Raw genomic sequence first — 23632 nt, 5'->3', positions numbered from 1 at the left:
TATCCCCCGTCTTTACTAATTGTTGTTATAAGTTAAATTATTTATTGTTACGTTCTGCACTAATTTGAAGGTATGCGTTCACAAAGCGGAACATTTTTTGTGCTTGTGGGTCTTTTAGTAATTTTAATAGACCGAACAGGCCGATAACTTCGTTGCTTTCATCAGCACGATCTTTCGCTTCGATAGCAGTTGCAGCCATGCTTTTCACTGTATCTTTTACAGGTTCTACAAGCTCTGTGATTGCACTAACAGTGTCGCTTTTTAATACTTCATCAGTAGCAACAGTTTGAGCGAAGTCATAAGACTTAGTTAAAATGTTAACAAGCTCAGTTAATTTTGGAAGCTGTTCTACTAGTGTTGTTAATGATTCTTGTACCTCAGGTTTTAACAACTGATCAAGTACATCAAGTTGTCCTTGGCTAGCAGAAATTTGTACAGTTTCTTGTTCTGGCTTTGTTTGAGTCATAGTTTCTGGCATCTCCAATTCTCCTTTACGATAGCAATACTCTTATTTTTTATAGGTAAGATAGTAAACGCTTATGAAACTTTATACAAAGTTTCACAAAGCACAATAAAATGCCTTTAAATTTATGACAGCAAGTAAGCTGAAATCATAAATCCAAAACCATAATGTCCTACCTATTATTTATGAACTGTCCGATACATGGCTTGTCCGCATAATGGAAAGTTCCCTTATCGGAAAGTGTATATAATATATATCCTATATTATATACTATATACACGTATGTTAACATAAAAATGATTCCTAATTATTTGATATTGATTCTGTAACCTAGTACTGACAAGGCATGAAAGCGCATAAATTATTTTATCTATCTTAAAAATGTACATATATATAAAGAAAAAAAGGAGGAAATGGACAAATTTATGTTCATTTTTTCCTTTTTTTATTGTTCACCTTCTGTAATTAGCATTGATGTGTTACCGCTTTTTTCAAGGTGGCATTCGCCCCAAGTACAAAGAGAATCAAGAATGGATTCTAAAGACCAACCGTAGTCTGTAAGAGAATATTCTACTTTCGGTGGTACTTGATTGTATACCTTTCTTTGAATAACTCCGTCTTCTTCTAATTCGCGTAATTGCTGTGTTAACATCTTTTGTGTAATACCAGGCATGAGACGTTTTAATTCACTCGTTCTCTTTGTACCTTTCGTTAAGTGGCAAAGAATAACGACTTTCCATTTTCCGCCGATAACCTCTAAAGTCGCTTCAACGGGAATATTATATTTCTTCATATAAAAATCTCCTTTGATGAATGTAGATTTCAGTTCTCCAACAAAAGAAGCCAAATAATTTAAATGTTACTAAAAAGTACCTATAGCACTTTAAAGTACGTACTTTTTATCATGTTGAATATGTTCCATAATAGCATACGTAAGAGGGAAATGAGTAGTACGGTACTAAAAAGTGCCTATGTTACTTTTTGGTACCTATCGTACTTTAAAGTGCGTTCTTCAAAAAAAGAGTGAAGCCATTCATAATAGCATATATCAGCAGTAACATTATTTTTGTAGAAGATAAAAAGGCCTTTTTATCACACTATTATGATTGGATTTCTCGCATTAAGGAGGAGTTCAATTGAATTCATATACAGTATCTTCTTCAGCGGTACAGACGAATCGAAGAAGTATGTTTGCTTTATTAGCACTAGCAATTAGTGCGTTTGGAATTGGTACAACCGAATTTATTAGTGTCGGTTTATTACCATCTATTTCGGAAGATTTACATGTTTCTGTTACAACAGCGGGTTTAACCGTTTCTTTATATGCATTAGGGGTAGCATTCGGTGCTCCTGTTTTAACTTCGCTAACTGCTAGTATGTCGCGAAAAACATTATTAATGTGGATTATGATTGTCTTTATTATCGGTAATGGGATTGCAGCGGTAGCAACAAGTTTTACTGTGTTACTTATCGCGAGGGTTGTCTCTGCGTTTGCACATGGCGTTTTTATGTCGATCGGATCCACAATTGCGGCTGCACTTGTACCAGAGAATAAACGTGCTAGTGCAATAGCATTTATGTTTACTGGTTTAACCGTTGCGACGATTACAGGTGTACCAATTGGAACGTTTATTGGTCAACAATTTGGCTGGAGAGCATCTTTTATGGTGATTGTGGTCATTGGAATTATTGCCTTAGTCGCAAACAGCATGTTAATTCCGTCTAACTTAAAAAAGGGTACACGAGTATCATTTCGTGATCAATTCAAACTTATCACGAACGGAAGACTCTTACTTGTTTTCGTCATTACTGCATTAGGATACGGAGGAACATTCGTAACATTTACGTATTTATCTCCGCTATTACAAGAAGTAACAGGATTTAAATCGAGTACCGTTACAATCATTTTGTTAGTGTACGGGATTGCAATTGCGATTGGGAATATGGTCGGCGGAAAATTATCGAATCATAATCCAATTCGTGCACTATTTTACATGTTCTTTATTCAAGCAATTGTATTATTCGTATTAACATTTACAGCGCCGTTTCAAGTAGCGGGGCTTATCACAATTATTTTTATGGGGCTATTCGCGTTTATGAATGTTCCAGGACTACAAGTGTATGTCGTTATATTGGCTGAGCGTTTCGTGCCGAGTGCCGTTGATATCGCATCAGCAATGAATATTGCAGCATTTAACGCAGGAATTGCTCTTGGGGCTTATTTGGGCGGTATTGTAACGAACTCGTTAGGATTAATTCATACAGCTTGGGTAGGCGGCATTATGGTAGTAGGCGCTGTTATTTTAACAGCTTGGAGTATGAACTTAGAAAAAAGAGATCAAGCAAAATAAAGGAGAGAAAAATATAATGAAAAATTTACAAAGTAAAACAACATTGCATAACGGTGTGGAAATGCCTTGGTTCGGTTTAGGTGTATTTAAAGTAGAAGATGGACCGGAACTTGTAGAGGCTGTGAAAGTAGCCATTAAAGAAGGATACCGTAGCATTGATACAGCTGCGATTTATGGAAATGAAAAAGCAGTTGGAGAAGGCATTCGCGCTGGTATAAAAGAAGCAGGAATTTCTCGAGAAGATTTATTCATTACTTCAAAAGTGTGGAACGCAGATCAAGGATATGAAACGACACTTGCTGCATACGAAGAGAGCTTAAAAAAATTAGAACTAGATTATTTAGATTTATATCTTGTCCATTGGCCTGTTGAAGGGAAATATAAAGATTCGTGGAGAGCGTTAGAAACACTTTATAAAGAAGAACGCGTGCGTGCAATTGGCGTAAGTAACTTCCAAATCCATCATCTGAAAGACGTACTGGAAGGTGCGGAAATTAAGCCGATGATTAACCAAGTAGAGTATCACCCGCGTTTAACGCAGAAAGAACTACAAGCTTTCTGTAAAGAACAAGGAATCCAAATGGAAGCATGGTCACCACTTATGCAAGGGCAATTATTAGATAATGAAACTTTACAAGAAGTTGCTGATAAGTACGGTAAAACAACAGCGCAAATCATTTTACGTTGGGATCTTCAAAATGAAGTTGTAACGATTCCGAAATCAACGAAAGAACAGCGTATTATTGCGAATGCTAATATATTCGACTTCGAATTAACAAAAGAAGATATGGAAAAGATTGATGCTTTAAATCAGAACCACCGCGTTGGTCCAGATCCTGATAACTTTGATTTCTAATAGAGGTAAGTTCAAAGGGTGCAAAAAAGTTTGCACTCTTTTTTGTTTTGTCTATGCATAAAAAACTTTTCTAACTAAATAATACATAGTAGTAAATTTGTTATTTTATAAGGGGTTGTAGACATGAATATAAAACGATCGTTCAAGCTAATGGCCGCTTTTTTGAGTGTTTTATTTGTATTTGCGAACTTATTATTCCCACTTCAAAAGGCATCCGCAGAGGTTATGGATCACACGAAGTATCAAATGGATTGGAGTTATAGTAAGTCAAAGAAAAAACCAATTCGAACAGAGCTTATTAAAACAGCAGATGGAAAAATTGCTTTTTGCTTAAATGTAGATTTGAAATCTCCGAGCGGCCAAGATTTACCTGAAATGGGTAAAGTAGATATTAACGTATACCGTGTACTATTAAACGGGTATCCACAGAAGAGCCCACAAGAATTAGGTGTTTCCGATTGGAGAGAGGCACATTACGCAACGCAGCTTGCGGTGTGGAATGCGTTAAAACAAATTGATATTAACGATTTAGATTTCCGTAATAAAAATGTAGAAAAAGTAACGAAAGATATCGTTGCGAAAGCAAACGCTAGTGAAGAACTACAAGAAATTACGATGAGTGTAGTACCATCAGAAGAACAACAAGCAGTATTGAAAAATGATTTCTTTGAAACAGGGTTATATACAGTAGAAACAAATGCGAAAAGTGGAACGTATAAGGTGCAAGCAACAGGTGCTCCAGAAGGCGCGAAATTTGCAAATGAAAAAGGCGAAGCGAAAACTGAATTTAATGTAGGAGAGAAATTCCGCATTTTAATTCCGAAACAAACACCAGCGGGTGGATTTAGCTTTAAAGTATCAGGAAATTTAACGAAATTACAAGGGATTGCTCATAAAGGAACACCGACAATTCAAAATGCAGTTGTATTACTTGAGCGTAGTGAAGAAAAAACAAGTCCAGAGTTGGCGGTAAGTTGGAAAAAAGCAAATGGTCATGATAATAAACCAAATAAACCGTATACTCCAAACGAACCACATAAACCAAATCAAGATAAAAGATAAAAGATTAAAGAAAAGCACTGGTATGTTCCAGTGCTTTTTTTGTATGCTTACATTTTTGTAAGGTTGCTGTAATGTATCTAGATTATAGTTTTTGCAACATGCTGTTAAAATTAAGAAATAATTTACGATATATAAGGGGAGATACACCGTGAATGAACGTTCAAAGGCGCGAATTAGTTTTTTTATTTACCTGTCTATTTTAATTATTTTTGATATAAAATACTCGTTTATGATTTTGAATATGTTCCTTGCCTTTGCAGCACTAGAACTTTCTTTTTTATTGCCATTATTTAAAGTGAAACAGAAAAGTGAAATACCGGTGAGTAGCCTATTTTATATTATTTTCATACTACTATCACCGAATGTGTTTTATGTAGTAACAGATTTAATTCATTTAAATATATATGAGTTTAATTATAAAAAAGGGCTAGTACTGGAAGAGTGGAAAAACTTTTTTGTATTAACAAGTGGAGTCATAATCGCAATTTATTATTACATTCTTATGCTGAAACAAGTGAACAATCTTTTACAGACGAAATGGAGAAAAGGTATGCTCTTTGTTTTTATATTACTTTCTAGTATCGGGATATTTATTGGAAGGTTTTTGCGTTTCCATTCGATTCATTTATTTACAGAGCCATTATCTTTAGTAAGACAGTTTGTATATGCAATGAATGGATCTTCGGTACTTTTCATTATATGGCTGACGCTTTTACAATGTACGGTTTGGTGGTTATTTGTAGATGTAAAAAGGAGGGGATTATAATCGATAAAGATATTGTAATGTTAACGATAGTACTTATAGCGATTGCTCTATTTCTTTTTATCTCACAAGTCTATATAGCGATCCTTCTGTATAAGTATGAAAAGTCTTGGTGGTGGGGAGGGCTTAGTTTCCTTTTACCGTTTGGACTTAATGTGTACATATATCAAATTATTATATTAGAAAAACGAGTGGGGATATTTTTTGAAAGGTTAAATTCAAGTGAAAGAAAATTATGGAGGAAAATATATTTTCTTGTATTGCTACAATATATGTTCTTGTTTGCATGCTTCGGATTTCTTACATCGCCAGCATTAATGTTTTGATCAGTACGGTATAATGAAACAAGAAATTAGAGAGAGAGATGAAAAATGAAACTTCGTATTTGTGAAATAACGACAGAAAATCGGCATGAAATTGCTAACTTAAAAGTAACAGAACAGCAGCATAAATTTATTGAAAGTACAGTTAAAAATTGTTTAGTTGATGCTGAAACAAAATATAAAGAAGATGCGGTTTCCGTAGGTCTGTATGATGGTGATATACCTATTGGGTATGCAATGTATGGCTGGTTTGAGGAAGAAGAAAAGGCTGTATATTTAAATCAATTTGTCATCGATAGTGCATGCCAAGGAAAAGGGTATGCAAAACCATTATTGCGTTTGTTAATGGAGCATTTTACAACAGAATATAATTGCAAAGTTATGTATTTAAGCATACATCCAGAAAACAAACTTGCGCAAAAATTATATGAATCAATTGGGTTCCATTTAACAGGTGAAATTGAGGATGAGTGGTTACACGGAAAAGGATTTATAATGAAACGTATGTTGGATTAATAAAAACCTGTCCGGAAGATTAGTATCTTTCAGGCGGGTTTTTTATTCTAAAATAGCATTAAAGTTAGAAATCTAAACATTAAGATTTTTGGATTAAATTCATGAAATTGTAATATTAATCTAATTGAAATGTCTATCTAACAAGAAAGAAATCGTGTACAATTCACTTTGGAAAAACTGTCCATAGATGGATGCCTATGAATGAATTGTAAAAAAACGATATTTTTATACACATTTTTCATGTATAGACAACAATACCTATTAAAATGTATTTCTTATCATTATCCCGCGATGAAAAAAGGAGAACTCATCATAAAACATAGAGAAAGATGAGGAGGAATTTTAGACTTTAAAATTTTTGTTATATAAGAAAGCGAATACATATAGGGAATAAAGGTAAGTGGTATTGGTAAGCGAAGTTTTGTTGTGTATTTTAAATGGTTGTATAAAGATAGATTGATTTTGCAGTAAATGAATATATCTATGGTGGTTTGCATTACAAAAAGAATAGGGGACACAGATTATGTCGAAGAAAAAGACGAGTAGGGTATTAGTAGCTGGCATATGTATATCTACATTATTATCACCAGTAGCTTTCGAAGCATCAAAAGGATATGCGGCGCCTTTGGAAGAGAACAAGGGTGGGAATTTAGAAGAGGTTAAAGAGAATAAGTTTGAGCAGAGAACGTTTCAGTTGCCGGGGAACGGTAGCGTGGAAGAAGAAAATAACCGTTTAAGAGTTACTTGGAAACTTTCTGCTAATGAGCCGACTGGAATTTATGCAGCGCCAAATGAAGAGATTACAATCGACATAAAAGGAACGCAGTCTCTTCAAGCTTTCATAGGAACAAGATCTTATGATGAAAAGGGTCCAGAAGAGTTTGATTTAAAACCAGGGAAAAACGTTATTTCATCCCCAAGAGGCGGTATTTTATATTTTTACAATATGAATAGCGAAGGTAATGTAACAGCTTCAGTTACGAATGGTGGTAGCCACTTCCCTTTGTTTATTTTAGGTAAGCATACGAAAAAAGATTGGGATGAAATGTTAAAAAAATATAAGGATCCTTATGCAGTTGAATTAAAAGATGAGAGAAGCTTAATTACTACTACTTACGATTCTGTGCAGGAATATATGAAGAATACGGATCCAACAGAGCTAATGAAATTACACGATAAGATTATTCGTTTGGAAAACGCAGTGGCAGGATTATCTGAGGACGGTGTTGGGGTTGCAAAATCTCCAACTCATTATGTTCAGTTTGTTGAAAAACGGAATCCTGAAGATGACTTTATGTTTGCGACAAATTATCATACAGGGTATATTCCAAGCGCAATGAATAGAGTTTTAGATATAGAAGTGCTTGAAAAGGATGGATGGGGACCATGGCATGAAGTTGGACACTTACATCAGCAAGCACCTTGGAAGTGGTCTAAAGTAAGCGAAGTCACAGTAAATATTTACTCATTAGCCGTTCAAAAGGCGTTAGGGAACCGATTAGAAATGGATGAGCACTATAAAAACTCATTTGAATATTTAGAGAAGCCTAAAGCAGAAAGGATCATTGATGACATTAATCCTCTTACAATGTTTTGGCAATTAAATATAGTGTATGGAGAACATTTCTATCCTAGGTTACATCAAGCTTATCGTTTGTTACCACAGAGTGAAATACCCGCGTCTGATGAAGAGAAAAAGCAAATGTTTGTTTATATGACATCAAAAGTGGTAGGGCAAAATTTAATTCCTTTCTTTGAGGAATGGGGATTAACGCCAAATAATGATATTAGAGAGAAAATAGAAAAATTAAAGTTACCTAAATTAGAGAAGGAAATCTGGAAAGCTACAGATAGTAATGATATTCGTGAAAAGCAAGTTGAACCGTATAAGGTTCCGTATGGTGAACCTGCTAATGAGGTGCAAAACCTTGTAGTTGGTACAGAGTCTGATGAGAATGAAGCAAGTAAGCTCGTTCAAAATTTAGGTGAGAATGTAAAAGTAACAGGTAAGATTGTATGGCCTAAATTAGAGAGTGGAAAACAGGAAGTGTTAGTAGAAATTGAGGATGAAAAAGGAAATAAAAATTCAATTCCTGTCCAAGTTAATGGAGTTTATGGTGACAGTATAATTTTTCAAGGACTTTCAAATGAAGTAATGTCGACAGTGATGCTTCGTCACAATGAAAAAAAATTAAATGTAAACTTTACTAATAATAAAATACATTACCGTTTTGAAAAAGAAGAATATATGGGCTTAACGGTATATGATCGAAATGGGATTGAAAAGAAAAGTGTATCGGCAGAAGGGCAAGAAAATGGAAAACGATTTGCGCTTGAACTAAATGGATTGGATTTTGAATATGGTGATGTAGTAAAAGTATTCCATGCAGAACCAGACCGTTTGAAGTGGTATCAAAATAACGCACTTGTAGATCAAGGAAATGCTAAAAATAAAAAAGAAAAATTATTCCAAATCACTCCGCAAGGGTTCGAATTTAAAGATGGTTTACAAGAAGTAACAGCAGTACCGCAAAAAGTAGTAATCGGAACAGATGCTGAAAAGTTAGAAGCGAAAAACTTCGTACAAGTAAAAGATGGAGAAGTGAGTGGTTTTGCAGAAAAACCAAATACATCAAAAATCGGTGAACAAAAAGTAAAAGTAGAGACGAAAGATCGTTTTGGAAATAAGAAAGTAACGGAAGTTCCATTGGAAGTTACGTATGGAGATAGCTTGGTATTCCGAGGGTTAAATTATACAGACATAGGTAACTTAAAAGCGGTCGTAACTTTACAGCACGATGCGAAGAAATTTACGGCAACTGGAACAAACCGTGCAGTGCATACATACTTCAAGGATGAGACGTACATTGAATTTGCTTTATATGATAAAGACGGGAAAGAGAAAAAGCATCTAGAAGTAAAGGGAGTAGAAAATGCAGAATCCTTTATAAAAGAATTAAATGGTCTCTCGTTTGAATATGGGGATGTAGTGAAAGTATACAATGCAGAACCGCACACGTTGACTTGGTATAAAGGAAATGAGTTAGCTGGTCAAGGTGAAGGTAAGATTATAAAGGACCGATTCTTTACTCTTACAGAAAAAGGTTTTGAAAAGCTGGAAAGTTTACAAGAAGTAACAGCAGTACCGCAAAAAGTAGTAATCGGAACAGACACTGAAAAGTTAGACGCGAAAAACTTTGTTGAAGTAAAAGATGGAGAAGTAATTGGTTTTGTAGAAAAACCGAATACATCAAAAATCGGTGAACAAAAAGTAAAAGTAGAAACGAAAGATCGTTTTGGAAATAAGCAAGTGACGGAAGTGTCATTAGAAGTAATTTACGGTGATAGCATTATGTTCTTTGGTACAAGTTACGGAGGAACAAACATTAAATCGGTTGTAACGTTAAATCATCAAGAGAAGAAATTCGGTACAACAGATTCAGAAGGTAAAATGCATACTTCATTTGCAGACGAGAAGTATATGGAAATGGCTGTATACGATAAAGTTGGAAAAGAGAAGAAAGCAGTATCTGTAAAAGCGTCTGAAAATACGAAAGCATTCGCAGAACAATTCAATGGAATGGCTTTTGAATATGGCGACATAGTAAAAGTATATCAAAGAGAATTTGATAGATTTAAAGTGTACAAAAAGAATGAATTCGTGGATGCACAGTATGGCGTTCATGAAATATTCTTTAAAATTACGGAACAAGGTTTCGAAAGAATGGCAGCTCAGCAGGAAGTAACACCAGTGCCGCAAAAAGTAGAAATTGGAACGGAAGTTGAAAAGTTAGACGCGAAAAACTTTGTTGAAGTAAAAGACGGAGAAGTAATTGGATTTGTAGAGAAACCAAATACATCAAAAATCGGAGAACAAAAAGTAAAGGTAGAAACGAAAGATCGTTTCGGGAATAAGGAAGTAACGGAAGTATCACTAGAAGTAACGTATGGAGATAGCTTGGTATTTAAAGGGCTAAATTATAGTACTGATATTAAATCGATTGTAACATTGCAACATGATCAGAAAAAATTCAGTACGACAGCTGATTCGAATCCGGTGCACCATTATTTTAAAGAAGAAACGTACTTTGAATTTACATTATTAGATCAAAAAGGAATAGAGAAGAAGAAAGCGACTGTAAAAGGTGTTGAAAACACGAAAGAGTTTGCAAAAGCGATTAACGGCTTAGAATTTGAATACGGTGACGTTGTAAAAGTGTATCATGCAGAATCGGATCGATTTAATTGGTATCAAAATAATAACTTTACTGGTCAAGGTAAGGCGAAAGTAGAAAAAGAATTATTCTTTAAAGTAACAGAAAAAGGTTTTGAAAGAATAGAAGCTCTACAAGAAGTAAAGGCAGTACAGCAAAAAGTAGTAATCGGAACAGATGCTGAAAAGTTAGAAGTGAAAAACTTTGTTGAAGTAAAAGACGGAGAAGTAATTGGATTTGTAGAGAAACCAGACACAATGAAACTCGGTGAGCAAAAAGTAAAAGTAGAGACGAAAGATCGTTTTGGGAATAAGACAATAACAGAAGTACCGATTGAAGTGACGTATGGAGATAGCCTGGTGTATCAAGGTGTGTCCAATGTTACACGTTCTATTGTTACGTTAAATCATGACGAAAAGAAATTACATGCAACATTTACGAATGATGTGATTCATTATCGTTTTGTGAATGAACAGTATTTAGGTTTTGCGATTTACGATCAAAATGGAAATGAGAAAAAGCATATATCAGCAGACGGTCAAGAAACCTCAAAGAATTTTGCAGAACAAGTAAATGGTACTCCATTTGAGTATGGGGATGTTGTAAAAGTGTATCATGCAGAACCAAGTCGTCTGAAATGGTATAAAAAGAATGAGTTAGCAGAACAAGTAGCCTCAGCAGAAGTTGCATTTAAAATCACTCAAAGTGGATTAGAACTAGTAAAGGGAATATTGTAATAAAAAATGCGCGTAGATATTGGATCTACGCGCATTTTTTTCTATTACTCAGCTTCAGAAACTACTGTGAAGCGTTCGTTTACGTGTTTTGGATTTTCGATTTCATCAAGTGCTGCAACTGCGAAATCTTCGTAACTTACGTAGCTATCACCTTTTGAGTTAACAAGAAGGTTGTCTTTTCCAGCTGTATAAGAACCAGTACGTTTTCCTAATGCGAATAGTGCAGAAGGGCTGATGAATGTCCAAGTAATATCTTTAGTTTGTTGCAAGATTTCTAAGTTTTTACCTTGGTTTTGAGCTGTTGCAAGGTATTCATTTGGGAAACCTGGCGTATCAAATACGCGTGTTGTTTTCTCTGCGTCTACAAATAAGCTTCCAGCGCCGCCAACTACAAGTAATTTTGTATTTGGCGCACCTTTCATAGCTTCAATTAGTACATTTCCTGCATCTACGTGAAGGTGTTCTTCGCCTCCTGGAGCGCCGAATGCATTTACAACTACGTCAAATGCTTGTAGGTCATTAGATGTCAGAGCGAATACATCTTTCTCTAAAACTTTTATATTTTCTTCTGTAATTTTTGCAGCGCTTCTTACGATTGCAGTTACTTCATGTCCGCGATCTAATGCTTCTTTTAAAATACGACTTCCTGCTTTACCAGTTGCTCCGATGATTCCGATTTTCATAATAAATCCCTCCAAAGTGTTTTGTTAAAGTGTATATCTGAAAGTAAATGAATTTGTTGTAATAAGGTTTGTTACAACCTGATGTAATCATTATAGTTACAGGTTGGTGTTTTTGTCAATGGGGTAGTTTGTAGATTTACTTTTTGTTTTAGTATGCACAGTTAGAGGGAGGAGAGTCATAAAAAGATTGTTACGTTATAAATCACTAACATTTGGAAAAGCGTAAATTGTCGAAAAATGTTGATTTTTAAATGTTTTTTAAATATAATTCGTTTTATGGAGAAAAGGAGGGGTTAATTGTATGGATATTTTAGAGCAATTTGTTTCGTCAACGAATACAATTCTTTGGTCATATATTCTTATTGCAATGTTAATTGGTTTAGGTCTTTATTTTTCTATTAAATTGAAATTCGTACAAATTACTCATTTAGGGGAAATGGTTCGATTAATGAGTGATGGATTAACTGGAAAGACACGTAAAAAGGGAAGTGTATCGTCATTCCAAGCATTTTGTATGAGTTCAGCAGCTCGTATTGGTATCGGGAACTTAGCTGGTGTAGCGCTAGCTATTTCTATGGGAGGACCTGGAGCTGTATTTTGGATGTGGGTTATTGCGATTATTGGGGCGTCTTCAAGTTTCGTAGAAAGTACGCTTGCGCAAATTTATAAAATAAAAGATGGCAGTGGCTTCCGTGGTGGTCCTGCTTATTATATGGAAAAAGGTTTAAATAAACGTTGGATGGGAATTTGGTTCTCTATTCTAATTACAATTACTTACGGATTAATTTTCAACTCTGTACAAGCAAATACAGTTACATTAGCATTTAAAAATGCTTTTGGTATTGAGCGTTACGTTGTTGGGATTGTGTTAGCGGTATTAGTTGCGGTTATTATTTTTGGTGGTGTAAAAAGTATTGCGCGTATGTCTGAAATGATCGTTCCGCCAATGGCGCTTATTTATATTGCAGTAGCAATTTTCGTCGTTATTAAAAATTATTATTTAATACCGGATATGTTTACAGAAATCTTTAAAGGGGCATTTGGTTTAGATTCAGCTGTAGGTGGCGGTATCGGTGCTGCAATGAAGTTTGGTATTCAGCGCGGATTATTTGCGAATGAAGCAGGTATGGGTAGTGCGCCAAACGCGGCTGCAACAGCTGATGTAACGCATCCAGCGAAACAAGGATTTATTCAAACAATCGGTGTTTTAGTAGATACGTTCTTAGTATGTACATCAACAGCGTTTATCGTACTATGTTCTGGTGCATATAAAGCAACAAATTTAGAAGGTATTGAATTAACGCAAAATGCATTAAGTTCACAAATTGGCCCATGGGCAAGTAGCTTCTTAGCGATTATCATTTTCTTATTTGCTTTCAGTTCACTTCTAGGAAACTACTATTATGGTGAAACGAATATTGAGTTTATTAAGCAAAGTAAAACTTGGTTAACGATTTACCGTATTGCGGTAGTGGGAATGGTATTATTCGGTTCTATTGCGACGCTTCAAGTTGTATGGAATATGGCAGACTTATTTATGGGTCTAATGGTAATCACAAACTTAATTGCGATTACACTTCTTGGCCGATTTGCGTATGCTGCGTTGGCGGACTATGTGAAACAAAAGAAACAAGGAAAAGATCCGGTATTCAGTGCAGATTCTATTCCTGGTTTAACGAACACAGAGTGTTGGGATAAGCCGGCGGTAACAGATAAAGAAAAAGCAGTATAATAAAAAGGCGAGCATCGAGATGAATTCGATGCTCGTTTTTTTGTTGTAATTAATGATATTAAGGCTAAAAGATGATTAATATAATTTTTATAAAAAATACGGATGTTATAATTGTTAACATTTTCATGTTATAAAACCTTACATTTCTTGTCGAAAATTCTTGATTGTTAAAAGTTTTTAGAATATAATCTTCTTAGTGTTATGAAGAGGGGGAACGCAATGATGGATTTTTTAACTAGTGTTATTGGGGATATAAATAATGTTCTTTGGTCATATATTATTATTGCAATGCTAATTGGACTTGGGCTTTATTTTTCTTTCCGAGTAAAGTTTGTTCAAATACGTTACTTTGGAGAAATGATTCGTTTACTTGGGGATGGAGCGAGTTCAAAAACAAGAAAAGCGCAAAAAGAAAAAAGTGGTGTATCGTCATTCCAAGCATTTTGTATGAGTACAGCTTCTCGTGTAGGTACTGGTAACTTAGCTGGTGTAGCTATCGCAATCTCAGCAGGTGGACCAGGAGCGGTATTTTGGATGTGGTTAATCGCGGTAATTGGGGGTGCTTCTGCATTTGTAGAGAGCACATTAGCGCAAATTTATAAAGTGAAAGATGGGAACGCATTCCGCGGTGGTCCAGCGTATTATATGGAAAAGGGTTTAAAGAAACGCTGGCTAGGAGTTGTCTTCTCTGTTCTAATAACAGTTAGTTTCGGATTAATTTTCAACGCCGTGCAGTCAAACACAGTAGCCGCGGCTTTTGATGGAGCATTTAACACAGATGGTAAGTTTGTAGGTCTGTTTATGGCTGGTTTACTTGCAATCATTATCTTCGGCGGAGTAAAACGTATTGCACGTGCGGTTGAAATGATTGTTCCAGTAATGGCAATTATATATGTAGCAGTGGCATTATTCGTTGTTGTAACAAACATTACGGCAATTCCATATGTATTTAAAGAAATTTTCTTACATGCTTTCGGAATTAAAGAAGTAGTGGGCGGGGGATTAGGAGCTGCGATTTTACTAGGGGTAAAACGTGGATTATTCTCAAATGAAGCAGGTATGGGTAGTGCGCCAAACGCAGCTGCGACTGCAAACGTAACGCACCCAGTTAAACAAGGTTTCATTCAAACTTTAGGGGTATTTACAGATACATTATTAATTTGTAGTTGTACAGCATTTATCATTTTATTATCAGATGTGCCTGGAGCGGCTGATTTAAACGGAATTCAATTAACGCAACAAGCATTAAGTCAACATATCGGACCGTGGGCTTCTATATTTGTAGCAGTTGCAATCTTCTTGTTTGCATTTAGTTCATTAGTAGGTAACTACTACTATGGTGAAACAAATATTGAGTTTTTAAATGGAAGTAAAGTTTTACTAAATGTTTATCGAATCGCGGTACTTGGTATGGTTATGTTAGGTTCTGTAGCAACAATTCAAATTGTTTGGGACTTAGCAGATTTATTCATGGGTATCATGGCTATTATTAACTTAGTGGCGATTGTATTCCTTTCTAAGTATGCTTTTGCGGCATTATCAGATTACGTAAAACAAAAGAAACAAGGAAAAGATCCTGTCTTTTATGCGGAGTCTATTCCGGGTTTAAACAATACAGAGTGCTGGGACAAGCCAGCAGTAGCAGATAAAGAAAAAGCTGTATAATAAAAAGGAACGAGCATCAGAGAAATTTGATGCTCGTTTTTTTTATGGTGATAAACTAAAGGAAGAGGGAAAATACGAACATTAATGAGTGTTTTATAATAAAATGTATTTTTTTAAGAAAAATGCGGATGTGAGTTATAATTTGTGTTAGAATGGAAAATGGCTTTGAGACAAGAGATTTTATGGTTTTTCATATCCAATTGAAGGTTTTGGAGGAGAAATGGAAAGTTCGGATTATTCCTTGTTTTGAGTAGTCAGACGTTCAACGTTAATGAAGAGTTAAATGGAGGATTTTATTAATGAAGTTTGTTATGTTTCTTGTAGGACTACTAGTTGTATTCGTACTCGGCTTTCTTATAAGTTCTGATCGTAAGAAGATCAAGTATAAACCAATCGCAATTATGCTTGTTATTCAGCTAGCGTTAACGTATTTCTTATTAAATACGCCAATTGGTTATATTTTAGTAAAAGGAATTTCAGATGGATTTGGAGCGCTTCTTGGATACGCGGAATCTGGAATCGTTTTCGTATTTGGTGGTCTTGTTAATAAAGGAGAGGTTTCATTCTTCTTAACAGCTTTATTACCAATCGTATTCTTTGCAGTGTTAATCGGAATTCTGCAACACTTTAAAATTTTACCGATATTTATTCGTGCTATTGGTACTATGCTAAGTAAAGTAAATGGTTTAGGAAAATTAGAATCATATAATGCAGTAGCGGCCGCAATTGTTGGGCAAGCAGAAGTATTTATTACAGTAAAAGATCAATTAAGTAAAATCCCAAAACATCGTTTATATACACTATGTGCATCTTCCATGTCGACAGTATCGATGTCGATCGTTGGTTCTTATATGAAAATGATTGAACCAAAATATGTAGTAACAGCACTTGTATTAAATTTATTTAGTGGTTTCATTATCATTCATATTATTAACCCGTACGATATTACAGAAGAAGAAGATACACTGAAGTTAGAAAATAAGAAAAAACAGTCATTCTTTGAAATGTTAAGCGAATATATTATGCTTGGTTTCACGATTGCGATTACGGTAGCAGCAATGTTACTTGGTTTCGTAGCATTAATTACAGCAATCAATAGCTTGTTTGATTCAGTGTTCGGTATTACATTCCAAGCTATTTTAGGATATATTTTCTCTCCATTAGCATTCGTAATGGGTATCCCGCAAGCAGAAATGGTAACAGCGGGACAAATTATGGCAACAAAATTAGTATCAAACGAGTTTGTTGCGATGCTTGATCTAGGAAAAGTAGCTGGTGATTTATCAGCTCGTACAGTTGGTATTCTTTCTGTATTCCTTGTATCATTCGCGAACTTCTCATCTATCGGAATTATTGCAGGTGCAACGAAAGGGATCGATGAAAACCAATCAAACGTTGTTTCATCATTCGGATTACGACTTGTATACGGTGCGACATTAGTAAGTCTTTTATCCGCGATTATCGTTGGTGTTATGTTATAAACAAAGATGGCCCTAGCTTATAGCTAGGGCTATTTTTTATGGTAAATTTGCATGAAAAAACCAATTAGTTAGGAATATATTAACATATAAAAATCTTTTAAAATTTATATTGCATTTCGATTAGATAACGCTTACAATTTGATTTGTAGGTGGTATCAATTTCAGACTTTCAAGTATGGTAGGAGAGAAGAAGCTACCTTTTATAAATTGCAATTTATGTAAACGCTTACTGATTTTAGAAAACAGTTGAATAATATTTAGGGGTTTTAAATTTTTTTAACATCAATGGTCAGACGTCATTCGTTATACGTTATACGACCGATAACTCGTGGGAGAAGTGGAGGATTCACATATGAAAATCGTAATGTTTCTAGTCGGTTTACTTGTAGTATTTGTACTAGGGTTCCTTATCAGTTCAGATCGTAAGAAAATTAAATATAAACCAATTGCACTTATGCTTGTCATTCAATTGGTACTTGCGTATTTCTTACTAAATACAAAGGTCGGATTTGTATTAGTAAAAGGGATTGCAGATGGATTTGGCGCTATTTTAAAATTTGCGGAAGCAGGGGTTAATTTCGTATTTGGTGGTCTAGCAAATGATGGACAAGCACCATTCTTCTTAACGGTATTATTACCAATTATTTTCTTAGCAGTATTAATCGGGATCTTACAACATATTAAAGTTTTACCGATTATCATTCGTGCGGTCGGTTTCGTATTAAGTAAAATTAACGGTTTAGGAAAACTTGAATCATATAATGCAGTAGCAGCGGCAATTGTCGGCCAAGGTGAAGTATTTATTACAGTAAAAGATCAATTAAGCAAATTACCGAAAAATCGTTTATACACACTTTGTGCATCATCAATGTCAACAGTTTCGATGTCAATCGTTGGTTCTTATATGAAGATGATTGATCCAAAATATGTAGTAACAGCACTTGTACTAAACTTATTTAGTGGATTTATTATCATTCATATTATTAATCCGTATGACGTAAAAGAAGAAGACGACATTTTAGAATTACAAGAAGATAAAAAACAAACATTCTTTGAAATGTTAGGCGAATATATTATGCTTGGTTTCTCTATCGCTGTAACAGTAGCGGCAATGTTAATCGGTTTCGTAGCATTAATTACAGCAATTAACGGTGTATTCGATTCAATTTTCGGAATCACATTCCAAAGCATTTTAGGATATGTTTTCTCACCATTAGCATTCGTAATGGGTATTCCAACATCAGAGATGCTAACGGCAGGACAAATTATGGCAACGAAATTAGTAACGAACGAATTCGTTGCAATGCTTGACCTTGGAAAAGTAGCTGGTGATTTATCAGCTCGTACAGTAGGTATTTTATCTATCTTCCTTGTATCATTTGCGAATTTCTCATCAATCGGAATTATCGCAGGTGCAACGAAGAGTATCGATGGCAAACAAGCAAACGTTGTATCTTCATTCGGATTAAAACTTGTATACGGTGCAACGTTAGTAAGTATATTATCAGCGATTATCGTTGGGGTTATGCTTTAATAAATTAAGAAAAGCAATGAGCGTAGGCTCATTGCTTTTTTATTTAACTTGCTCTATCTAAGTCTCTTTTAAATTGTGGTTTCTCCAAATAAGTTCCAAGCCTCCATATATACTCAACAGGACCCATTCGATATTTTCGCAGCCAATATGTGCTAACAAATAATTGAATTGTATAGATTCCAATCGTTAAAAGAATACCGAAGAAATATCCTATTTTACCGAATAAGCCAAAGCCGTATGCGTAAAAAATTGTTGTTGTGATAATAGACTGGGCTAAGTAATTACTAACCGACATTTTTCCCATATTGGCCATATATGTTAGTAGACGGGTTGCTTTTTTGTAATGGAATAATAAAATAATTGTGCTTCCGTAAAAGAAGGTCATGGTTACTGGTGTAAGGCCGTCTTGTAACATAAGTAAAATAGGATGTTTAACGAACATAGCTGAAGTTTTGATTGTAAAAGAGAAAATACCAGTAAGAATCCAGACCTTTTTGACAGCAGAGATATGCTTATCAATCTCAAATAACCATCCTTTTTTTCCTACGTACATACCGATTAAGAAGAGTGGAGATAGGAAAATGAGTGTGAAAAGTGTTATAAAGGTTAATCCGAAGAAACCGTCAATGCCTATATATTCGAAAGGATTTTCAGTTAACCTAAAGTTGACATGATCCATATAGCTTCCAGTCTCATGAACTTTATGTTCTTTTTCAATATAAGGAGCAAAATCAGTAACATTTGTATTTGGGTCAGTTGAATAAGTCATAAGTGTAAGGAGTGCGAGTAGAATAGTTGCCCAAATTAATAATGTTTTTGGCTTTCTGTTTATAAACATCAGTAAGAAAATCCCGATGAGGCCATATGAGAATAAAATATCCCCTGACCAAATGAGCACGCCGTGAATAAAACCTAGTAGTAAAAGAATAAGAATACGACGTAAATATGTAGGGGAAAACTTTTTTCCTTTTGCGACAATGCTTTTTTGTAACAAAATAATGCTAAGACCAAATAAAAAAGAGAATAAAGAAATGAAATTTTGTGTGCCAAAAAATTGAATAAACCAATTAGCACCTTTATCGAGTCCGCCAAATATATAGGATGGTTTTTCATTAGCGAAGAACCCGAATTGAATTAATGTTATATTAACAAGTAAAATACCAAATAAAGCAAAACCACGCATTGCATCAACAACTTCTACACGTTGATTCATTTTTTCTCTCCTTTTATATCATTTTATATTGAAAATAATACCATTTTATAGTTGGCACTATGTCAAATATGAGGAAATTTAAGGTGATTTTAAGCTAAAGAGAAAATAAAAAATCACCTTAATACATTCATTAAGGTGATTGGAATACTACTCAGCTGGAGGCGTAAATGTACGTTTCTCTAATTCAGCATCTAGCATAAATAATGCGTTTGAATCGCTTGTAATACGTTTTAATTTTTGGATGATGCTATCAAATGAAGATTCTTCTTCTACTTGCTCATCGACGAACCATTTTAAGAATGTAATTGTTGCATGCTCACGCTCATCCCAAGCGATATCAGATAAGTGATAAATGCGCTTCGTTACTTCACGCTCGTGCTCAAGTGCTACTTCAAAAGCATTCAATACAGAATCATATTCGTTATTAGGATGATCAAATCCAGTAATAATAGCGCGCTCGCCGCGGTCATTAATGTAGTTGTAAAGCTTCATTGCGTGGAAACGCTCTTCTTCAGCTTGTACAAGGAAAAAGTTAGCGAATCCATCGTAGCTTTCCGCTGTACAGTAAGCAGCCATTGCCATATAAGCGTGGGCAGAGTAAAATTCAAAATTCATTTGTTCATTTAGTGCGTCGTGCAATTTTTTAGATAACATAAAATCCCCCTTATTATTTTGACAAGAACATTATATCACAATTGATAATGTTCTCATTTAGATGTTTCGAATCTTTTTGAAAGCTTTGTGACGTGTGTTTCCATAATGTCTTGTAAATCCAAATCATATTTTTGTGAAAGAATAATAAGATTAGATAGTACATCACCAAGTTCTTCTTTTAGTTCTTGTTTTAGCTCTTCTTGTGTTTTTGTTTGTTCATCAGGGCGATCACGACCGATTTCAATTGCGCGAACAACGCGTGAAACTTCCCCAACTTCCTCAGTTAAGAAATTTAAGCGAATAAAGGAGTTGTACTGTGACCAGCTTCGTTTTTCGTAAAATTCCTCCACCCATCTTTGAAATGCGACGATATCCATTTCTTTCTCATCCCTTCAATATGTTGTACAATACCCATTGTATCATAACAATATATAGTTTCGGGGTGTAGGAATGAGAAAGATTTGTGTGTTTGCAGGTTCAAATTTAGGGAAAAGACCAGAATTTAAGGAGCAGGCAATAGAGTTAGGGAAAATGTTTGTTGAGAACGATTATGAGCTTGTATACGGCGGTTCATGCGTTGGATTAATGGGAGAAGTAGCAAACGAAGTTCTTCGTTTAGGTGGACGTGTAACAGGTGTTATGCCGCGTGGTTTATTCCGTGGTGAAATCGTTCATACAGGATTAACAGAATTAATTGAAGTAGAAACGATGCACGAACGTAAAGCAAAAATGGCAGAGCTTGCGGATGCTTTCATTGCATTACCAGGCGGATACGGAACATTTGAAGAGCTATTTGAAGTTGTATGTTGGTCACAAATTGGTATACATGATAAGCCAGTTGGTTTATTAAATATTAAAGACTTCTACGGACCAATTCTGCAAATGGTTGATCGCGCAGCGGAAGAAGGCTTTATGAACCCATCGAATAAAGAGTTGATCGTTTCAGCTGAGACGGCAGATAAATTAATTCATGAAATACAAAATTATGAGCGTCCTGTTTTGGGGACAAAGTGGAAGCAGTTATCATAGTACATTTTTATAGTGGATTTTGGAAACACATGTCTTTTTATCGCAAAAAGACATGTGTTTTTAATTTGGTTAAATATATTGATAGCGAGATGTGAAATCGTTGGAAGAGGGGAAGTAGATGGAGGTATGTTTTGCTGACTTAAAAAAAGAACATCTGAATAAACGGTGAGTAAGGAATTATTGAGTGACATAGAATTGTTCCGTTAAAGGGTCAGATTGTGGAAGATGGCGAATGTTTTTATGAAGTTAATAGAGGTTTTTTTAATCGTAATCAGAATAAATTTTATAGATGTAATCCTTTGGGAATTTTTAAGCAGCTATGTATCATAATCTAATCATTAAAATGAAATTTGGAGGAGAAATGGGCATGGGTCGTTCTGTATTAAAAATGTATAACTACCACTTATGGGCAAATGAAGTTATTTTAAATCGCTTAAAAGAACTACCGCAAGACATTTTCCATAAGGAAGTTAAGAGTGGTTTTTCTTCGGTGGCAAAAGTAATGTCTCACATATACCTCACAGATTTAGCATGGCTCGAGATCATTTCTGGCAAAAGTATGAGTGATGCAATGGTACACACAGACCAATTGAAAGAACAGCTAGAAACAAAAAATATTGAGGAAATGAAAACTAGTTTTTATGAATTATCTAAACGATATAAAGAACTTTTAAGTAGTCAACAAGATTATGAAAAAGTGTTTGAGGTTGATAATCCGTATGCTGGGCTCCTGGATACGACGGTTTCTGAAACAATACTACACGTCGTCACCCACGGAGCATATCACCGTGGGAATATAGCCACAATGTTGCGGCAAATGGGGCATACCTCTGTTATGCAAGATTTTGGACTATTTCTATATTCAAAATGAATTCTTTTTATTTACTATAGAATATGGGTTGTATGATGTTTTTGGGGACTGCTTTTATTAGTGGTTTAAGCTTAATTATGTATTAGAGAAAAAAGGCATTCCATATTATTTCGGAATGCCTTTATCATTTTGATTACTTTGTTTTTTATACAGGTACCAGCCACCCCAACCGCCACCAATAGCTACAACAACGAGGAAAGCATAGTCTTTAACCTCGACACGTATATTGAAAATATTAGCTATAAGTAAGAGAATCCCAACTGTTATTAACGCAAAAAATGCTCTAATTAAGTAGTCTTTCAACTGAACCACTCCCGCCATTTAAGTAGTAAATGATGAATATGGAAAAGCTTTTTTGGATCTAGTTTACTAAAGGGTGTTACCTATATTTTAACATAAAGTGAAACTTTAATCAGTGGGGGCATCCCCCACTGATTATTAGCCCTCACCAATCGGGCTTTTATGGGCAGTTGATCCACCGCCCATCTTCTTTGCTTTCGCTGAATTTTGAGGTGGGGATCTTACTGCCCGTTAATGCGGGATAAAAGGGATTGTAATATATTGATAAAAGTAGAGGAGAGGGGGGGGGCTAATATTGTCGTGATTTGTCGGTAAGTCGATATAATTGGAAAATCGCTGATATAAATTTCATGTACTAATATGCATGACAACCCCATAGAAAAAAAGCGACTCTGAACGAGCCGCTTCCGCTTTAAATGATATCCAGCTCCAGCGGCTAGAATCTCCGGTCATTTCGCTCTCTCGCTCGAAGTAAAAAGCGCTTCAAGGTCGAGAGCTCCAATGTCCTGCGATTCTGAGCGAGCCGCTTCTGCTTTTAATCTATTATTGATTCAAGAATGCACGTAGCATCCAAGCGTGTTTTTCTAGTTCTGTGTAGATGCCTAGTAGTAGGTCAGATGTCATTTCGTCGTCAGATTCTTGAGCGATTACCATGCCTTTTTTCAGTTCAGTTAGCATCATTTCGTAGTCTTTCATGATTGCTTCGACCATCCCTTCTGCAGTTTCTCCGTAAGCTGCTTCTTGAATAGAAGATAGTTCTAAGTATTCTTTCATTGTTGCTACTGGTTTGCCGCCAATTGCTAAAATACGTTCTGCGATTTCATCGATGTGAGTAGCTGATTCTGTGTAAAGCTCTTCAAATTTTTCATGTAGTGTGAAGAATTGAGGTCCTTTTACGTACCAATGGAAGTTGTGTAGTTTTGTAAATAAAACGCTCCAGTTTGCTACTTGTTTGTTTAATGCTTCGATTACTTGTGTATTCATTATGATCAATCTCCTCTTGAGTTATTATTTTATATGAATTACTAATTTATAATTATTATAATCTAGTAATTTGTATAAATCAACCCTTTTGCTGGAATTAATTTGAACAAATTATGAACTGTTGTAAATAAAAAATCCCTATTACTGTGAAGTAATAGGGATTTTTTATTTGATATATAGCTCCAGTGGCTAGAATGTTCG

21 protein-coding genes are annotated in these 23632 nt (G+C 35.0%); 13 read left to right on the top strand and 8 right to left on the bottom strand.

The window, feature by feature from the left end:
* Window positions 1–37: 37 nt before the first annotated feature.
* Entirely contained in the window at window positions 38–478 is a 441-nt protein-coding gene (locus AC1DS7_RS22160) for a DUF1641 domain-containing protein (RefSeq protein WP_002016003.1), read from the bottom strand.
* A 430-nt stretch (window positions 479–908) separates the two neighbouring features.
* A complete protein-coding gene (locus AC1DS7_RS22155) occupies window positions 909–1256 on the bottom strand; it encodes a winged helix-turn-helix transcriptional regulator (RefSeq protein ID WP_000760478.1) in 348 nt (115 codons plus the stop codon).
* Between the two features lie 394 nt (window positions 1257–1650).
* Here AC1DS7_RS22155 and AC1DS7_RS22150 point away from each other — a divergent pair, with 394 nt between their 5' ends.
* From AC1DS7_RS22150 to AC1DS7_RS22120, 7 genes are all read left to right on the top strand, one after another.
* Window positions 1651–2814, top strand: a complete 1164-nt coding sequence (locus tag AC1DS7_RS22150) for an MFS transporter (RefSeq protein WP_195743483.1) — start codon at window positions 1651–1653, stop codon at window positions 2812–2814.
* 16 nt (window positions 2815–2830) lie between these two features.
* Window positions 2831–3670, top strand: coding sequence for an aldo/keto reductase (locus tag AC1DS7_RS22145; RefSeq protein WP_002068247.1), 840 nt, complete (start codon window positions 2831–2833; stop codon window positions 3668–3670).
* Between the two features lie 123 nt (window positions 3671–3793).
* Window positions 3794–4732, top strand: a complete 939-nt coding sequence (locus AC1DS7_RS22140; RefSeq protein ID WP_016102243.1) for a thioester domain-containing protein — start codon at window positions 3794–3796, stop codon at window positions 4730–4732.
* Window positions 4733–4880: 148 nt separating this feature from the next.
* Window positions 4881–5498, top strand: coding sequence for a DUF1361 domain-containing protein (locus AC1DS7_RS22135; protein WP_002143694.1), 618 nt, complete (start codon window positions 4881–4883; stop codon window positions 5496–5498).
* A gap of 17 nt (window positions 5499–5515) precedes the next feature.
* Entirely contained in the window at window positions 5516–5821 is a 306-nt protein-coding gene (locus AC1DS7_RS22130) for a hypothetical protein (protein WP_012261960.1), read from the top strand.
* A 45-nt stretch (window positions 5822–5866) separates the two neighbouring features.
* Window positions 5867–6334, top strand: coding sequence for a GNAT family N-acetyltransferase (locus tag AC1DS7_RS22125; protein WP_002143693.1), 468 nt, complete (start codon window positions 5867–5869; stop codon window positions 6332–6334).
* Between the two features lie 523 nt (window positions 6335–6857).
* Window positions 6858–11285, top strand: coding sequence for a putative mucin/carbohydrate-binding domain-containing protein (locus tag AC1DS7_RS22120; RefSeq protein WP_476999217.1), 4428 nt, complete (start codon window positions 6858–6860; stop codon window positions 11283–11285).
* A gap of 44 nt (window positions 11286–11329) precedes the next feature.
* Here the strand turns inward: AC1DS7_RS22120 and AC1DS7_RS22115 are convergent, their stop codons facing one another.
* On the bottom strand, window positions 11330–11968 hold the full coding sequence (locus tag AC1DS7_RS22115; RefSeq protein ID WP_159147230.1) for an NAD(P)-dependent oxidoreductase: 639 nt from the start codon (window positions 11966–11968) through the stop codon (window positions 11330–11332).
* A gap of 301 nt (window positions 11969–12269) precedes the next feature.
* Here AC1DS7_RS22115 and AC1DS7_RS22110 point away from each other — a divergent pair, with 301 nt between their 5' ends.
* The 4 genes from AC1DS7_RS22110 (at window position 12270) to AC1DS7_RS22095 (ending at window position 18380) form a co-directional block, all read left to right on the top strand.
* A complete protein-coding gene (locus AC1DS7_RS22110) occupies window positions 12270–13700 on the top strand; it encodes an alanine/glycine:cation symporter family protein (RefSeq protein ID WP_012261958.1) in 1431 nt (476 codons plus the stop codon).
* 222 nt (window positions 13701–13922) lie between these two features.
* Window positions 13923–15365, top strand: a complete 1443-nt coding sequence (locus tag AC1DS7_RS22105; protein ID WP_033708503.1) for an alanine/glycine:cation symporter family protein — start codon at window positions 13923–13925, stop codon at window positions 15363–15365.
* A 299-nt stretch (window positions 15366–15664) separates the two neighbouring features.
* The gene (locus tag AC1DS7_RS22100; protein WP_002089478.1) at window positions 15665–16846 is read left to right on the top strand and encodes a NupC/NupG family nucleoside CNT transporter; all 1182 of its coding nucleotides are present in this window, start codon (window positions 15665–15667) and stop codon (window positions 16844–16846) included.
* A 352-nt stretch (window positions 16847–17198) separates the two neighbouring features.
* A complete protein-coding gene (locus tag AC1DS7_RS22095) occupies window positions 17199–18380 on the top strand; it encodes a NupC/NupG family nucleoside CNT transporter (RefSeq protein ID WP_061690049.1) in 1182 nt (393 codons plus the stop codon).
* Between the two features lie 43 nt (window positions 18381–18423).
* Here the strand turns inward: AC1DS7_RS22095 and AC1DS7_RS22090 are convergent, their stop codons facing one another.
* The 3 genes from AC1DS7_RS22090 to AC1DS7_RS22080 form a co-directional block, all read right to left on the bottom strand.
* Window positions 18424–19593, bottom strand: a complete 1170-nt coding sequence (locus AC1DS7_RS22090) for a DUF418 domain-containing protein (RefSeq protein WP_088293145.1) — start codon at window positions 19591–19593, stop codon at window positions 18424–18426.
* 147 nt (window positions 19594–19740) lie between these two features.
* Window positions 19741–20247 (bottom strand): ferritin, encoded by a 507-nt coding sequence (locus tag AC1DS7_RS22085; protein ID WP_107887247.1) that lies wholly within the window; start codon window positions 20245–20247, stop codon window positions 19741–19743.
* Between the two features lie 53 nt (window positions 20248–20300).
* Entirely contained in the window at window positions 20301–20624 is a 324-nt protein-coding gene (locus tag AC1DS7_RS22080) for a MazG nucleotide pyrophosphohydrolase domain-containing protein (protein WP_002034656.1), read from the bottom strand.
* A 73-nt stretch (window positions 20625–20697) separates the two neighbouring features.
* Here AC1DS7_RS22080 and AC1DS7_RS22075 point away from each other — a divergent pair, with 73 nt between their 5' ends.
* Both AC1DS7_RS22075 and AC1DS7_RS22070 read left to right on the top strand, forming a co-directional pair.
* The gene (locus tag AC1DS7_RS22075; RefSeq protein WP_476999216.1) at window positions 20698–21276 is read left to right on the top strand and encodes an LOG family protein; all 579 of its coding nucleotides are present in this window, start codon (window positions 20698–20700) and stop codon (window positions 21274–21276) included.
* Window positions 21277–21643: 367 nt separating this feature from the next.
* Window positions 21644–22147: a DinB family protein gene (locus AC1DS7_RS22070; RefSeq protein ID WP_476999215.1), complete on the top strand. Its 504-nt coding sequence runs from the start codon at window positions 21644–21646 to the stop codon at window positions 22145–22147.
* A gap of 105 nt (window positions 22148–22252) precedes the next feature.
* Here AC1DS7_RS22070 and AC1DS7_RS22065 read toward each other — a convergent pair whose 3' ends face one another.
* Window positions 22253–22450 (bottom strand): hypothetical protein, encoded by a 198-nt coding sequence (locus AC1DS7_RS22065; RefSeq protein WP_000656312.1) that lies wholly within the window; start codon window positions 22448–22450, stop codon window positions 22253–22255.
* A 540-nt stretch (window positions 22451–22990) separates the two neighbouring features.
* The gene (locus AC1DS7_RS22060) at window positions 22991–23431 is read right to left on the bottom strand and encodes a Dps family protein (protein ID WP_002034654.1); all 441 of its coding nucleotides are present in this window, start codon (window positions 23429–23431) and stop codon (window positions 22991–22993) included.
* Window positions 23432–23632 lie beyond the last annotated feature (201 nt).

The organism is Bacillus sp. P4_E1 (assembly GCF_056401715.1).
The sequence above is the reverse complement of the archived record's forward strand: the minus strand, read 5'-3'. Positions and strand labels throughout refer to the sequence as shown.

What these genes read in the sequence shown, in the direction of transcription:
- AC1DS7_RS22095 (WP_061690049.1), top strand. Translation starts at nt 17,199, where the DNA reads ATGAAAATCGTAATGTTTCTAGTCGGTTTACTTGTAGTATTTGTACTA.
- AC1DS7_RS22125 (WP_002143693.1), top strand. Translation starts at nt 5,867, where the DNA reads ATGAAACTTCGTATTTGTGAAATAACGACAGAAAATCGGCATGAAATT.
- AC1DS7_RS22100 (WP_002089478.1), top strand. Translation starts at nt 15,665, where the DNA reads ATGAAGTTTGTTATGTTTCTTGTAGGACTACTAGTTGTATTCGTACTC.
- AC1DS7_RS22130 (WP_012261960.1), top strand. Translation starts at nt 5,516, where the DNA reads ATGTTAACGATAGTACTTATAGCGATTGCTCTATTTCTTTTTATCTCA.
- AC1DS7_RS22085 (WP_107887247.1), bottom strand. Translation starts at nt 20,247, where the DNA reads ATGTTATCTAAAAAATTGCACGACGCACTAAATGAACAAATGAATTTT.
- AC1DS7_RS22160 (WP_002016003.1), bottom strand. Translation starts at nt 478, where the DNA reads ATGCCAGAAACTATGACTCAAACAAAGCCAGAACAAGAAACTGTACAA.
- AC1DS7_RS22115 (WP_159147230.1), bottom strand. Translation starts at nt 11,968, where the DNA reads ATGAAAATCGGAATCATCGGAGCAACTGGTAAAGCAGGAAGTCGTATT.
- AC1DS7_RS22110 (WP_012261958.1), top strand. Translation starts at nt 12,270, where the DNA reads ATGGATATTTTAGAGCAATTTGTTTCGTCAACGAATACAATTCTTTGG.
- AC1DS7_RS22090 (WP_088293145.1), bottom strand. Translation starts at nt 19,593, where the DNA reads ATGAATCAACGTGTAGAAGTTGTTGATGCAATGCGTGGTTTTGCTTTA.
- AC1DS7_RS22120 (WP_476999217.1), top strand. Translation starts at nt 6,858, where the DNA reads ATGTCGAAGAAAAAGACGAGTAGGGTATTAGTAGCTGGCATATGTATA.
- AC1DS7_RS22070 (WP_476999215.1), top strand. Translation starts at nt 21,644, where the DNA reads ATGGGTCGTTCTGTATTAAAAATGTATAACTACCACTTATGGGCAAAT.
- AC1DS7_RS22155 (WP_000760478.1), bottom strand. Translation starts at nt 1,256, where the DNA reads ATGAAGAAATATAATATTCCCGTTGAAGCGACTTTAGAGGTTATCGGC.
- AC1DS7_RS22140 (WP_016102243.1), top strand. Translation starts at nt 3,794, where the DNA reads ATGAATATAAAACGATCGTTCAAGCTAATGGCCGCTTTTTTGAGTGTT.
- AC1DS7_RS22150 (WP_195743483.1), top strand. Translation starts at nt 1,651, where the DNA reads ATGTTTGCTTTATTAGCACTAGCAATTAGTGCGTTTGGAATTGGTACA.
- AC1DS7_RS22105 (WP_033708503.1), top strand. Translation starts at nt 13,923, where the DNA reads ATGGATTTTTTAACTAGTGTTATTGGGGATATAAATAATGTTCTTTGG.
- AC1DS7_RS22145 (WP_002068247.1), top strand. Translation starts at nt 2,831, where the DNA reads ATGAAAAATTTACAAAGTAAAACAACATTGCATAACGGTGTGGAAATG.
- AC1DS7_RS22060 (WP_002034654.1), bottom strand. Translation starts at nt 23,431, where the DNA reads ATGAATACACAAGTAATCGAAGCATTAAACAAACAAGTAGCAAACTGG.
- AC1DS7_RS22075 (WP_476999216.1), top strand. Translation starts at nt 20,698, where the DNA reads ATGAGAAAGATTTGTGTGTTTGCAGGTTCAAATTTAGGGAAAAGACCA.
- AC1DS7_RS22080 (WP_002034656.1), bottom strand. Translation starts at nt 20,624, where the DNA reads ATGGATATCGTCGCATTTCAAAGATGGGTGGAGGAATTTTACGAAAAA.